Here is a 12,630-nt window from a genome sequence, read left to right on the forward strand (position 1 = left end):
ACCGTGTGACGAGTGTTGACGGGTGCACAGCTAGTCCATAACTTCACTGCAATTGTTGAAGAAGGCACGCTCGATCCGCTCCACCCGATTCAAAGGAATGAAGACATGGGTCGTTTGCGCAGGCGCACTCTCCTCACCGCCGCCAGTGGAACCGTCGCCGTCGGCATCGCCGGCGGCGGGACCGCGCGGGCGGACGAAGGGTCGGCAGGGACGGGCGGGGCGGCCTCCGCCGACGGCGTCGGCGGAGGCCGGAAGGGCGGGCCGTACGATGCGAAGGTCCGGGCGCTGCTGGGGCGGATGACCGTCGACGAGAAGCTCGGACAGCTCCAGCAGCTGTCCTGGACCGGCGACACCGGTCCCGGCGGTGGGCAGACCGCGGAGGCCGAGGAGGCCGCCCGCAAGGGAAAGCTCGGGTCGGTGCTGAACGTCTACGGGGCGAAGTCCACCAACGCGCTCCAGCGCATCGCGGTCGAGGAGTCGCGCCTCGGCATCCCGCTGCTGTTCGGCCTGGACGTCATCCACGGCTTCTGGACGACGTTCCCCATCCCGCTCGCCCAGGCGTCGAGCTTCGACCCCGCCGTGTCCGAACGCGACGGAGAAGTGTCGGCGAAGGAGGCCCGGTCGAACGGGGTGCACTGGACGTTCTCCCCGATGATGGACGTCACCCACGAGCCGCGCTGGGGCCGGATCGCGGAGGGCAGCGGTGAGGACACGTATCTCGCCGCGGCCTTCGCGGCGGCCAAGACACGCGGCTACCAGGGGGACCGCGAGGCCGGTGAGCTCGCCGCGAAGGACCGGGTCGCGGCGTGCGCCAAGCACTTCGTGGCGTACGGGGGCGCCGAGGGCGGCCGGGACTACAACACCGTGGACGTGTCCGAGGCGAAGCTCCGCAACGTCTACCTCCCGCCGTTCAAGGCCGCCCTGGACGCCGGTGTGGCGACCGTCATGGCGTCCTTCAACACCATCAGCGGGGTCCCGGCACACGGCAACCAGCACACGCTGACCGACATCCTCAAGAAGGAGTGGGGGTTCGACGGGTTCGTCGTCAGCGACTACACCGGCATCCAGGAGCTGATCGCCCATGGCTTCGCCGCCGACGGAGCCGACGCCGGGCGGCTGGCGCTGGGCGCCGGGGTGGACATGGAGATGGTCAGCACCCACCTCGTCGACCATGGCCGAAAGCTCCTCAAGAGCGGGCGGATCACGGTCGGCCGCCTGGACGACGCGGTGGCCCGCATCCTGCGTCTGAAGTTCGAGCTGGGGCTCTTCGACCACCCGTACGTCGATGAGGACAGCGCGATCACCGAGCCGTCGAAGGCAGCGCGGAGCGCGGCCCGGAAGGCGGCCGCGCGTTCCATGGTGCTGCTGAAGAACGACCAGGAAGCACTGCCGCTGAGCCCGTCCGTCGGCTCGGTCGCGGTCGTCGGCCCGTTCGCCGACTCCACCGACCTGCACGGCACCTGGTCCGGGCCCGGGGCCCAGAAGTTCCCCGCCGTCACCGTGGCCGACGCGGTACGGGCGGCGGCCCCGAAGGCGAAGGTCACCGCCGTGAAGGGGGTGGATGCCGAGGGCAAGGACACCTCGGGGGTGCAGGACGCGGTCGCGGCGGCCAAGGCGGCGGACGTCACGGTGGTCGTGGTCGGTGAGCCCCCGGCGTGGAGCGGCGAGGCGAGCTCGCGCAGCGACATCACACTTCCCGGGGCACAGGAGGAGCTGATCTCGGCGATCGCGGGGACCGGCAAGCCGTTCGTCGTCGTGCTGGTCAACGGGCGGCCCCTGACCGTGGGCGGCTGGCTGGACTCCGCGCCCGCCGTGCTGGAGGCGTGGCACCCGGGGATCGAGGCCGGCCACGCCATCGCCGATGTGCTGTTCGGCGCGGTCAACCCGGGCGGCAAGCTGCCGGTCACGTTCCCGCGCACGGTCGGTCAGGTCCCGATCTACTACAACCACGAGAACACCGGCCGCCCGTACGACGCCGACAACAAATACACCTCGAAGTACCTGGACCTCGCCCACGGGCCGCAGTTCGCGTTCGGACACGGCCTGAGTTACACCTCGTTCAGCGTGGGCGAGCCGAAGGCGAGCACCCGACGCATCTCGGCCGGCGCGTTGCGCAAGGGCGACACGGTCGAGGTCGCGGTGTCCGTGCGCAACACCGGCGAACGGGCGGGCGATGAGGTCGTGCAGCTGTACCTGCACGACCCGGTGGCGAGCATCGTGCAGCCGGTGCGCAGGTTGCGCGGGTTCCGCAGGGTCTCCCTGGAGGCCGGGAAGAGCACCACCGTCCGGTTCCGCCTCCGGGCCGAGGACTTCGGCTTCTGGACGAACGACACGGGTGGAACGTTCGTGTTGGAGAAGGGGGATGTCGACATCTACGTGGGCAACAGCTCGCTCGCCACGAACAGGACGAGCCTGACGATCGCGTAACCCCGGCCGCCCCCGGCGGCCGCCCAATGCCGTGGCGCAGCGGCCCGTCTCGGCCGGCACCTGGTCGGTGCCGGCCGAGACGCCCACTGCCCCCGGCGGCCGCGAGGCCCAGGACGCCGAGGGCGAAGACGGTGGCCACGGCGACGGTGACGCCGATACTCACCGCGGTGACCTGACCGAGTGCGGTCCAGTCGAGATGCATCGTTCTGCGCGTGCACGGGGTTCCGGCGCGAGAGGGCCACGATGCCCATGGCGAGGGCCGCGCCGACCACGGCGACGATCGCCGTCCCGACGTTGCCGCCGTCGGTGACCACGCTCGCGGAGACGCCGCCGACCAGCGCGGCGGCGGGCAGCGTGACCAACCAGGCGATCACCATGCGGCCCGCGACGCCCCAGCGCACCTCCGCCAGCCGTCGACCCAGGCCCGCGCCGAGGATGCGGCGAAGCCCTGCGGCGACTGGATCTCGGTGAGGCCCTTGCCCATGGTGCGGTGATCCGCCAGCCGCCCAGGTAGGTGCCGAGGCCAATGGCGAGCCCCGCACAGGCGATCACCCACAGCGGCGGACCGGCCTCGTGGCGGAGAGCACCCGCCGAGATCAGGGTCAGCGTGATGACGCCCATGGTCTTCTGCGCGTCGTTCGTGCCGTGTGCGAGGGACACGAGCGAGGCCGAGGCGATCTGGCCGAGCAGGAAGCCCTTGGTCACCGACTTCTCACGGGCGCGGTCGGTGAGCCGGTACGCGAGGTAGGTGGCCGGCAACGCGGCGAGCCCGGCCACGGCCGGCGAGGCCACCGCCGGGATCAGCACCTTCTCGACGCACGCCACGGCGGGCCTCCCCGGCCGCCCGGCGAAACCGTGGTGCACTTCTCACGAGACGTCAGGTGTGTGCGGCGCGGACCCATGGACGAGCGGATGAGGTGGATGCTCGGCGGAACCACACGGCGCTCACGGCTGCGGTTCGACGGCTGGATCGCCGGCATGGGCACCTCCTCCGGGACGCGCGTCGTGCTCGGACACTGGCAGCGGTCACCGTTCGGACCGTTCAGCGATGTGATGCTCGAACGAGCCGATGGGGAGCGGCTGCTGCTGGCCCCCACGCGGGAGACGGCGGACTTCATCCGCGACACCTACACGTTCGACACGGTGCGCCTCGTCCCGGTCGGCGTGCACGTCGTCGGCGACACCTGGACCGTCACCGCCGGACCGCTCGATCTGCGCTTCACCACCGGCCGACGACGGCTCCTGGGATGCGTGCTGCGCGCCGTTCCCGGCGGGCTCGCGGGGCGTCCGGCCTGGAGTGCGCTGATGGACTGGCCCGCCCGCGTGCTGCTGCCCGGTGTGCGCACCCGCGGCAGCACCGACGCCGGCCACCGCGAGTGGTACGGCGCCCGGGACCTGCTGCCGATCCGGACGGTGTCGGCGGCCTTCGAGGACACCGACCTCGGCGGGGCGGCGCCCGTCGAACCGCCCGTGCGCTTCGGGTTCGGTTCGGCGCCGAGGAAACCCGCCCTCACCCGGGTCACCACGACGGTGGCGCTCGATTCCCGGTGCGGGCCGGTCGCCCGGCAGAGTGGACAACGGGCCGGCGGCCGTCACGGAGGCCGATGGCGGGGAAGCGTAGGGCATGGGCGATGACAAGGACGAGAAGACCCTGCTGGACCGTCTCACTCTGCTGGCGGATGCCGGAACGGCACTGGCCAGCACGCTGGACCTGCTGGAGGGGCTGCGGCGAGCGTGCCAGGTGGTGACCGGGCGGCTGGGCGACTGGTGCGTGGTCGACCTGCTGGACGAACGCGGCCGGCTGGAGCGGGCTGTCGTGTCCCACCGCACCCCCCACGTGTTGCCTCCCGGTGGATACGAAGGGCCGCTTCCGCCGGTGCCGCAGAACGCCACCGGGCCGCTGCCGCGGGTGCTGCACGGGGCGGGCCCGCTGCTGCTCGCCGACATCCCCCCGTCGAGCCGGGCAGCCGACCCGCTGCACGCCCGGCAACTGGAACTGTTCGAGCAACTGGGCGCGCGGAGCGCCGTCATCACCCCGCTGCGGGCCCGGCGCGAGGTGCTCGGCGCCATGACCGTGGCCCGCACCGACCCCGCCCACCCCTTCACCGAGGACGATTTCCCGCTCATCGAGAACCTGGTCCGCAGCCTGGCGCTCCAGGTGGACAACGCACGGCTGCACGAGCAGACCCAGCGCATCGCCGAGCGCTTCCAGCGCGACCTGTTGCCCGATCTGCCGCATGTCGGCGACCTCCAGATCGCCACCCGCTACACGCCGGCGCAGAGCATCGCGCAGGTCGGCGGTGACTGGTACGACGTCTTCGTCCTGCCGCAGGGCGACACCGTCCTGGTCATCGGCGATGTCACCGGCCACGACCTGCAAGCGGCCATCGCCATGAGCGCCTTGCGCAACATGCTGCGCGGAATCGCCGTGGACCGCCAAGAGCCTCCCGGTGAGGTTCTGCGCCGCCTGGACATCGCCACCCATACGCTGAACCAGGAGGCGACCGCCACGTGCGTCTACGGCCTGGTCAAACGCCCCGGGGAAGGCGGCCTGTGGGGTCTGCACCACGCATCCGCCGGGCATCTGCCACCACTGCTGACCACGGCCGAGGGCGACACCCACTACCTCGAGACGGGCGCCGGACTGATGATCGGCGTGGACCCCGCGCACCGGCGCCCGACCGCCTTCGACGATCTGCCCGCCCACTCCACGGTGCTGCTGTACACCGATGGGCTGATCGAGCGCCGCAGCGAATCCCTCGACCAGGGGCTCACCCGGCTGCGCCAGCACACCGCCGCGCTGTCCCGCGAGCCCCTGGACACCTTCTGCGACGAACTGCTCACCGGGCTGGCCGCCGACACCAGCGATGACGCCGCCCTGCTCGCCGTGCGTCCCGCCCCACCGGCCCGCACCTGAGCCTCCAAGGCCGGTGGTCATCCCCAGGTTTGCTAAGTGGCGGGCCCCGCCGTATCGTGGCACACGTAAACGGCGGGCCCCGCCGTTTAGTGAGCGACTACCGCCATTCAAGGAGCGTCATGTCCGCAGATTCCGCACCCGTCCTGGTCACCGGCGCCACCGGCAGGCAGGGCGGGGCCACTGCCCGCGCACTGCTCGCGGCGGGCGTTCCCGTCCGCGCCCTGGTGCGCGACCCGGCCACCGACCGGGCCAGGGCCATCGAGGCACTCGGCGCCGACCTGGTCACCGGCGATCTCCACGACCGCGCATCCGTGATCCGGGCCGCCGAGGGGGCCCGCGCCGTCTTCTCCGTGCAGATGCCCGCCATGACCGCGGACAGCGTCGACTTCGACGGGGAGGTGGCCCAGGGCGTCAACCTCGTCGAGGGCGCGAAGGCCGCCGGAGTGCCGCAGTTCGTGCACACGTCCGTCAGCGGCGCCGGCCAGCACACCGAAACCCCCGGCTGGGCCGAAGGCCGCTGGGCCTGGATGGAACCCACCCTGGGCGCGAAGAGCGCGATCCAGGACCGGGTCCGCGCGGCCGGCTTCGCCCACTGGACACTTCTCAAGCCGGCCTTCTTCATGGAGAACTTCCTCCCGTCCATGGCCTATCTGTTCCCGCGCGGCATCGAGGGTGGCCTGGTGAGCATCCTGCGCCCCGAGACCCGGCTGTCCCTCATCGCCGTGCGCGACATCGGCAGGGCGGCCGCCGCGGCCATCGCCGCGCCGGAGCGGTTCAACGGGGTCGAGCTGGAACTGGCCGGCGACTACCTGCCGATGACGGAGATCGCCGACGTCCTCTCCCACGCCCTGGGCACACCATTGTCCGCGCCGGACATGACCGAGGAGGAGGCCATCGCCGCCGGAATGCCCGCGATGGGCGCCTCGCACAAGTGGCTGAACGCGGTCGGCCAGCCGGCCCGCCCGGAATTCGCGAGGGACCTCGGCATCCCGCTCACCAGCTTCGAGGAATGGGCGCGGGAGCACATGGGCCCCACGGCCTGACATGGGTTCCGGACCTGGTTCAGCGGACCGACCGAAGCAGGTCCCGCCGACCCAGGTCCCGCCGAACCACGGGATCGCGGCCATGGGGCGCGTGGTCCGGCGCCGGCCACGCTCGCCGCGTCAGTCCCGTCAGGACGTGGCGGAGTTGCCCGGCGGTCCGGCGGCCCCTCCGGACGCTCCGCCGCCCACCAGGCGTCGTTCCAGGGGCCGGATGGCCACGCTCGCCGTCAGTGCCAGGCAGCCCACGGCCACCCAGGGCAGCGCCCGGTTCACGCCGTACAGGGCCGGCGTCACCATGTCCGCCGCCGCGAACGAGTACTGGAACGCCGCCAGGTAGGTCCCTCGTACCCCCTCCGGCGCCGCCTGGGCGGAGAGCGCGTTCGAGGCCGGCCCGTGCAGCATCTCCGCCGCCGCCCACAGCAGCATCGCCGGTGCCAGGTAGCCGACCGGCAACGGGCCCGGTGGCAGCAGCACCGCCATGGCGGCGGCCGCGCACCAGGCCGCCCACAGCCGGCCGCCCCAGGCCATCGCGCCGCCGGTGCGTCGCCGGGAGCGGCGGGTGACCTCCGCCGCACAGGTGGCCACGACCGCCGTGGTGATCGTGAGGAAGGCGCCGACCGCCCAGCCCGGCGCGTGCAGTCCTCGGGTCACGTACACGGGTACCGCCACGGCGAGGAAGACGGTACAGATGTTGAACAGGACGTTGACGCCGATGAGCGCCAGATACGGCCGGTTGCGCAGCAACTGCCGTATGCTGGCCGGGGATTCCCCGTCGGAGCCGTCGGCCGGCCGCTGCGCACCGCGTACGAACAGCCCGACGGCCGCCGCGACGACGAAGGAGATCGCGTCCGCCGGCACCATCCCCCGGTACGCGTGCTGCGAGGCGAGCGCGAGCAGCCCGCCCGCGAGCACCGTGCCAGCGCCGGCGCCGGCCGCCCGGATCATGCCCGCTCGGGCGAACGCCTCGTCCTTGGCCTCCCCGTCCGCCTGCTCGGCGATCAGCGCGAAGCAGGAAGAACCCGGCGGCCTGGAGCAACTGACCCGCGATCACCACCGGTCGCGGCCCGATGCGGTCGACGAGCCGCCCGACGAGCAGCGGCAGCGGGAGCGAGCAGGCGGTGGCGGCGGTCAGCAGCAGACCGGCACCGGCCTCCGACAGGTCGGTGACGGCGAGGAAGTAGACCATGGACAGCGGGAGATAGAGCCCGGCGCCGATGGCGTCGACGGCCAGCGCCAACGGTATCGCCCAGGCGGCGCCGTCGCGCGCCCGCGGCCACCTCACGGCTCATCGCGGGCGGCGTACGCCACCGCTCGGCTCCCGTCCGGGGGCCGGGAGCCCCAGGCGGCACACCGGCCGGTCCGGGGCAGGTCTTCGCATGACGGTCAGACACCCCCCGGGTCCCGCTGGGTGCCGGATTCCCGCAGCGTCCGCAGGCCGTGCACGAGCAGGCGCAGGCCGAATTCGAAGTGGGCGGTGAAGTCGGTGCTGGTGAGGGTGGGCAGGGCCGCGACGAGGTGGTGGAACGTCCCGGACTCCACCGCCTGCCGCAGGGGTTCGGGGTCGGCGGTCCCTTCGTCGCCGAACCGGAGGGCGGCCTGCTCCTCCAGGGTGTGGCCGACCGTGAAGTTGGCCACCGCCATCAGCGCGCGAGCCGCGTCCTCGTCGGCGAAGCCCGCCTCGCGCAGCACGCCGGTCACGGTGTCGGAGAAGCGCAGGGTGTGCGCCCCTGTCGAGTGCGTACCGGCGTAGACGCGAGCGCCGTCGCGATGGGCGAGCAGGGCCGTGCGCATCGCTCGGGCCAGACCGGCCAGACGATCCTCCCAGTCGCCGTCCGCGCGGGGGGCGGGGATGTCGGCCAGCATCCGTTCGGCCATCGCGGTCAGCAGGTCCCGCTTGGTGGCGAAGTGGCGGTAGAGCGCCCCGGCCCGCACGCCCAGGGAGTCGGCCAGGCGGCGCATGGTCAGGTCGTCAAGACCGAGGGAGTCCAGCAGTTCGAGGGCGGTGTCGACGGTGCCTGACCGGTCGAGACGGGCGGGCCTGCCCCGGCCGGGGCTTGACGTGGAGCTCATGCGCCCCACTATAGTGAACAACGTTCTCGTGAACGTCGTTCACAAAATAATCTCACTCTGTAAGGACTCCCCCATGCATGCCGATGTGATCGTCGTCGGTGCCGGACCGGCCGGCCTGATGCTCTCCTGCGAGCTGGCGCTGGCCGGCGTCCGGACCCGGATCGTCGAGCGGCGCACCGAACCGCAGCGGGACTCCCGTGCGTTGACCCTGCATCCGCGCAGTGTGGAACTGATGGACCTGCGCGGCCTCGCCCCCCGTTTCCTCGCGCTCGGCCGGACGACGCCGGGCTGGCACTTCGCGAACCTGGAGACCCAGCTGGACTTCACGGCGCTCGACAGCCGGCATGGCTACACCCTGTTCCTCCCCCAGGCGCGCACCGAACAACTCCTCGCGGAGCGGGCGTTGGAGCTGGGGGTGGAGATCAGCCGCGGTTACCAGAGCACCGGTGTCTCCCAGGACGCGGACGGCGTCGAGGTCCAGGTCCGCGGACCGGGCGGCGGCGTCGAGACGCTGCGCGCGCGGTACGTCGTCGGGTGCGACGGCAGCCGCAGCGGGGTGCGCGAGGCCGCCGGTATCGGCTTCCCGGGCACCGAGGAGACCATGACCGGAGTGCTCGGGGACTTCGCGGTGGTCGATGCCGAGCCGGCCGCGCTCGATGAGGCGCGGGCGCGCGGCGTGCTGGTCGCGCCCCTGGAGGGCGGGCTGACCCGCTTGGTGTATCTGGATCCGGAGCGGATGCGCACACCGAGTCGGATGCCGGTGTCCTTGCCGGAATTCCGTACCTCGCTGATCCGGGTCTGCGGCTCCGACCTCGGGATCGCCGAGCCGCGGTGGCTGTCGCGCTTCGGCAACGCCACCCGCCTGGCGGACACCTACCGGCGCGGCCGTGTGCTCCTGGCGGGCGACGCCGCCCACATCCACTTCCCGGCAGGCGGCCAAGGGCTGAACACCGGTCTCCAGGACGCCATGAACCTGGGGTGGAAGCTGGCCGCCGAGATCAACGGCTGGGCACCACCCGGCCTCCTGGACAGCTACGAGGCCGAGCGGCGCCCGGTCGGGCGGGCCGTCACCGAGGACACCGAAGTGCAGACCCTGCTCGCGGAGCTGACGCTCGTCCCGCAGTATCAGCGCCCCGCCGCCGCCCTGCGTGGCCTGCTGAACGAACTGCTGGGCATCCCGGAGGTCAACCGCCTGCTCGCCGGCCGGACTTCCGCGCTCGCCACCAGCTACGTCGGCGCCACCGTCCAGGGCGCCGATCCGTTGGTGGGCCGGCGGATGCCCGACATCGGACTCGTCAGCGCCGCATCGGCGGCCACACGGGTCTACGAGCTGCTCACCGAGGGCCACTTCGTCCTGCTCGACCTCACCGGGGACGCCGACGCGGAGCAGGCCGTCGACGTCGACTGGGGCTCGCGGGTCACCGCGGTCACCGTCACCCGGCACGACGGCCATCCCGAGCTGGACGGGGTCACCGAGGTGCTCGTCCGCCCCGACGGGCACATCGCCTGGGCCACGCGCGGCACGGAGCCGGTCGCCCGGCGCGCCGAGCGGGCCACGGCCCTCGCCGCCTGGGCCGGCACACCGCGCGGGGCGGTCGCCCGATGACCGTGACCCGTCTCAACCCCCCGGGCGTGCACAACCCGACCGACGCCATCGCCCAGGTGGTCACCGTCGAAGGCGCACGGCTGGTCCATCTGTCGGGGCAGGTCGCCTGGGACGCCGAGGGACAGCCGGTCGGGCTGGGCGACCACGCGGCCCAGGCGGCACAGATCGCCCGCAATCTCGACGCGGCGCTCGCCTCGGTCGGCGCCACCCGGGACGACATCGTCCAGGAAACCGTCTTCGTCGTCGGCTACACCCCCGAGCTGCTGCCCGCCATCTTCGGACCGCTGCGGGCGGGCACGGTACGGGCACCGGCCAGCACACTGGTGGGCGTGTCGGCGCTGTTCTCCCCCGATTTCCTGATCGAGGTTCAGGTGGTCGCCGCGGTCGGCCCGGACCCGGCCGCCCCGCCGGCCGCGGCGGGGCACGCAGGGCGCGTCTAGCCGCGTACGTTGCGGGCGAGCCAGGCGCTGAGCGTGTTGCGGGGGATCAGCTCTCGATAGATCTCATCCCCCGGCACGGGGACGATCAGCCACTGGCCCGGCGGGAACAGCCTCCCCTTCACGAAGGCCAGACCGCCGTAGACGGAGCGCAGGAACACCGGGACGCGGTCACGGGGAACGTCCTCGAAGTCCACGCCGTCGACGGTGATCCTCGCATCGTCCTCCGGGAAGATCCGGACGGTGACCGCAGGAGCGCCTCCCAGCTCGATGAACGCCTCGTGCGGCAGTGAGCCGTCCGGGTCGAGGACGGTGAACGCCCCGGCCGAGGTGCGGCGGGACGTCTGGTCCGCGCCGATGTCGTCGGTGACGGTCAGCTCCCGGTGGTACTCCCGGGCGATCTCCCGAATCGCCGTGACGGCGGCCTCGGTGCTCGGCAGACGCGGATGCCTCCGGGGGTTCATCGGCGCTCCGCCGCTCCGCCGCTCTTCGCGCGGCGGCACACCTCGCCCGTTCCCACCCCGGACAGTACGGCGCGCGCGATGTCCTCCGAGAACTCAGGTCCGAGTTCGGAGTGGCCGAAGAGCGCCCGGAAGACGACCGGGGCCGCGAACAGGTCCAGGACGAGGTCGGTGTCGAGGCCGGGGCGGAGGTCGCCGCGTGCCACACCCTTGCGCAGGGACACGGCACACGCTTCCCGGCGAGGTCCCCAGAACGCGGTGAGGAAACCTTCCCTGAGCGTGGGATCGTCGGCGAGGTCGGCGACGAGAGCCGGGAGCACATGGCCGAGTTCCGAATGCGCCATCGCGAGCCGGAGGGCTTCGAGATGGCCGACGATGTCGCAGTGCGTGCACCCGGTGTCCATCTCCACGACGCCGGTCCGGTTCTCTGCCATGGCCTCGACGACCAGGTGTTTCTGGCTCTTCCAGCGGCGGCGGATGGCGGGTTTGGTGGTGCCCGCGCGCTTGGCGATGGCTTCCATGGTCAGGGCCGGGTAGCCGACTTCCCGCACGAGTTCGGTCACGGCGGCCAGCAGGGCCTGGTCGATCCGCTCGTCCCGTCGGCGTGCCATCCAACTCTCCTGGAACCGCGCAGAAACACAGAAACGCTGCCGCCCGGCGTTCTACCGGGGAAGCAGAACGACCTTACCGAACGGTTTTCCGCTCTCCACCCACCGCAGTGCCGCATCGGCCTCGGTGAGCGGGAAACGGCGGTCGATCACGGCCGAGAGCCGGCCTTCTTCCAGCAGACCGACGATCCGCTTCCAGGAGAGTGCGAGGTCCTCCGGGGCCACCGAATTCAGGCTGAACGCGAAGAGTGTCGGTGACCGGTGGAAATCGCGCAGCAGCGGCTCCAAGGACGCCACCTCGGGAGCGCCGCCGGCGCCGCCGCAGAGGATGTAACGGCCGTTGGGCCGCAGGAGTGCCAGATGGTCGGCCAGGTCCGGGCCGGCGACCGTGTCCACGACGACGTCGTAGGTCTCACCGGCCGGCGCGCAGTCGTCGTCGGAACCGGCGGTGGCCGGCCGCGTCCGGTCGACGATGTGCGCGGCCCCCAGATCCCGCAGGCGTGCGCCACGGGCCGGCGCCGAGGTGACGGCCGTGACCTCGGCCCCGCGCGCACGAGCGATCTGGGTGGCGAGCACGCCGATCCCGCCGCCGGCGCCACGGACCAGCACACGGTCTCCGGCCGTCGCTCCCACCCGGTGGAGGGCGATCTCGGCAACCATCGCGTTCACCCCCGCCGCGACCGCGTCGACCGCGTCGACGCTCCCCGGAACCGCGAGCACCCGGTCGGCCTCGGCGACGACCTTCTCGGCGTAACCGCCGAAGGCGGGCAGGGCCAGCACCCGGCGCCCGACCAGCCCTTCGGGCACGTCCGGCCCGACCGCCGCCACACGGCCGACGACTTCCAGGCCCGGCACCGAACCCACACCGGGGAAGTAGGCGTACTCCCCCCGCCGGGCCATGACGTCCACGTACCCGGCGCCGATCGCGTCGACGTCGACGAGCACCTGGCCACGGCCGGGAACCGGTTCCGGCGCGTCGACCACGGCGAGTTCCGCGGACGACCTGACAACAACAGCTTTCACTGCGACTCCTCACGTAAACGTTCCGTTCCGGATCGGAA

The 12,630-nt window shown here is 72.2% G+C and carries 11 protein-coding genes and 1 pseudogene; 6 read left to right on the plus strand and 6 right to left on the minus strand.

Annotated features, from left to right (window positions below):
* Window positions 1-105: 105 nt before the first annotated feature.
* The gene (locus N6H00_RS01565) at window positions 106-2,427 is read left to right on the plus strand and encodes a glycoside hydrolase family 3 N-terminal domain-containing protein (protein WP_268969678.1); all 2,322 of its coding nucleotides are present in this window, start codon (window positions 106-108) and stop codon (window positions 2,425-2,427) included.
* A 203-nt stretch (window positions 2,428-2,630) separates the two neighbouring features.
* Here the strand turns inward: N6H00_RS01565 and N6H00_RS01570 are convergent.
* Window positions 2,631-3,276: pseudogene (locus N6H00_RS01570) on the minus strand (inorganic phosphate transporter); the annotation flags it as partial.
* A 51-nt stretch (window positions 3,277-3,327) separates the two neighbouring features.
* Here N6H00_RS01570 and N6H00_RS01575 point away from each other — a divergent pair.
* From N6H00_RS01575 to N6H00_RS01585, 3 genes are all read left to right on the plus strand, one after another.
* Entirely contained in the window at window positions 3,328-4,062 is a 735-nt protein-coding gene (locus tag N6H00_RS01575) for a hypothetical protein (protein WP_268969679.1), read from the plus strand.
* Window positions 4,052-5,344, plus strand: coding sequence for a PP2C family protein-serine/threonine phosphatase (locus N6H00_RS01580; protein WP_329618493.1), 1,293 nt, complete (start codon window positions 4,052-4,054; stop codon window positions 5,342-5,344). Before N6H00_RS01575 ends, N6H00_RS01580 begins: the two co-directional genes overlap by 11 nt.
* Window positions 5,345-5,463: 119 nt before the next feature.
* Window positions 5,464-6,387: an NmrA family NAD(P)-binding protein gene (locus tag N6H00_RS01585; RefSeq protein WP_268969680.1), complete on the plus strand. Its 924-nt coding sequence runs from the start codon at window positions 5,464-5,466 to the stop codon at window positions 6,385-6,387.
* Between the two features lie 129 nt (window positions 6,388-6,516).
* Here the strand turns inward: N6H00_RS01585 and N6H00_RS01590 are convergent, their stop codons facing one another.
* Together N6H00_RS01590 and N6H00_RS01595 are read right to left on the minus strand one after the other, a co-directional pair.
* Complete coding sequence (locus N6H00_RS01590) at window positions 6,517-7,389, minus strand: MFS transporter (protein WP_329618645.1); 873 nt, start codon at window positions 7,387-7,389, stop codon at window positions 6,517-6,519.
* Window positions 7,390-7,770: 381 nt separating this feature from the next.
* Window positions 7,771-8,457 carry a TetR/AcrR family transcriptional regulator gene (locus N6H00_RS01595; protein WP_268969682.1) on the minus strand — a complete coding sequence of 229 codons (687 nt, stop codon included), beginning with the start codon at window positions 8,455-8,457 and terminating at the stop codon, window positions 7,771-7,773.
* Window positions 8,458-8,530: 73 nt separating this feature from the next.
* Between N6H00_RS01595 and N6H00_RS01600 the strand changes: the two genes are divergently transcribed.
* Both N6H00_RS01600 and N6H00_RS01605 read left to right on the plus strand, forming a co-directional pair.
* Entirely contained in the window at window positions 8,531-10,063 is a 1,533-nt protein-coding gene (locus N6H00_RS01600; RefSeq protein ID WP_268969683.1) for a monooxygenase, read from the plus strand.
* Complete coding sequence (locus N6H00_RS01605) at window positions 10,060-10,503, plus strand: RidA family protein (RefSeq protein WP_268969685.1); 444 nt, start codon at window positions 10,060-10,062, stop codon at window positions 10,501-10,503. Before N6H00_RS01600 ends, N6H00_RS01605 begins: the two co-directional genes overlap by 4 nt.
* On the opposite strand, the gene N6H00_RS01610 is transcribed toward N6H00_RS01605, so the two are convergent.
* Genes N6H00_RS01610 through N6H00_RS01620 form a run of 3 tightly spaced genes read right to left on the minus strand, consistent with a single transcriptional unit; the run spans window position 10,500 to window position 12,592 of the window.
* Complete coding sequence (locus N6H00_RS01610; protein ID WP_268969687.1) at window positions 10,500-10,964, minus strand: hypothetical protein; 465 nt, start codon at window positions 10,962-10,964, stop codon at window positions 10,500-10,502. The two genes, N6H00_RS01605 and N6H00_RS01610, sit on opposite strands and share 4 nt — an antisense overlap.
* Entirely contained in the window at window positions 10,961-11,572 is a 612-nt protein-coding gene (locus N6H00_RS01615; RefSeq protein ID WP_268969689.1) for a TetR/AcrR family transcriptional regulator, read from the minus strand. Before N6H00_RS01615 ends, N6H00_RS01610 begins: the two co-directional genes overlap by 4 nt.
* A 51-nt stretch (window positions 11,573-11,623) precedes the next feature.
* A complete protein-coding gene (locus N6H00_RS01620) occupies window positions 11,624-12,592 on the minus strand; it encodes a quinone oxidoreductase family protein (RefSeq protein ID WP_268969691.1) in 969 nt (322 codons plus the stop codon).
* Window positions 12,593-12,630: the final 38 nt, after the last annotated feature.

It is taken from the genome of Streptomyces sp. S465, from assembly GCF_026898115.1.
Classification (GTDB): domain Bacteria; phylum Actinomycetota; class Actinomycetes; order Streptomycetales; family Streptomycetaceae; genus Streptomyces; species Streptomyces luomodiensis.

Bases quoted from the DNA above. Each gene is read 5' to 3' on its own strand.
- N6H00_RS01565 (WP_268969678.1), top strand. From the start codon at position 106: ATGGGTCGTTTGCGCAGGCGCACTCTCCTCACCGCCGCCAGTGGAACC.
- N6H00_RS01575 (WP_268969679.1), top strand. From the start codon at position 3,328: ATGGACGAGCGGATGAGGTGGATGCTCGGCGGAACCACACGGCGCTCA.
- N6H00_RS01580 (WP_329618493.1), top strand. From the start codon at position 4,052: ATGGGCGATGACAAGGACGAGAAGACCCTGCTGGACCGTCTCACTCTG.
- N6H00_RS01585 (WP_268969680.1), top strand. From the start codon at position 5,464: ATGTCCGCAGATTCCGCACCCGTCCTGGTCACCGGCGCCACCGGCAGG.
- N6H00_RS01595 (WP_268969682.1), bottom strand. From the start codon at position 8,457: ATGAGCTCCACGTCAAGCCCCGGCCGGGGCAGGCCCGCCCGTCTCGAC.
- N6H00_RS01600 (WP_268969683.1), top strand. From the start codon at position 8,531: ATGCATGCCGATGTGATCGTCGTCGGTGCCGGACCGGCCGGCCTGATG.
- N6H00_RS01605 (WP_268969685.1), top strand. From the start codon at position 10,060: ATGACCGTGACCCGTCTCAACCCCCCGGGCGTGCACAACCCGACCGAC.
- N6H00_RS01610 (WP_268969687.1), bottom strand. From the start codon at position 10,964: ATGAACCCCCGGAGGCATCCGCGTCTGCCGAGCACCGAGGCCGCCGTC.
- N6H00_RS01615 (WP_268969689.1), bottom strand. From the start codon at position 11,572: ATGGCACGCCGACGGGACGAGCGGATCGACCAGGCCCTGCTGGCCGCC.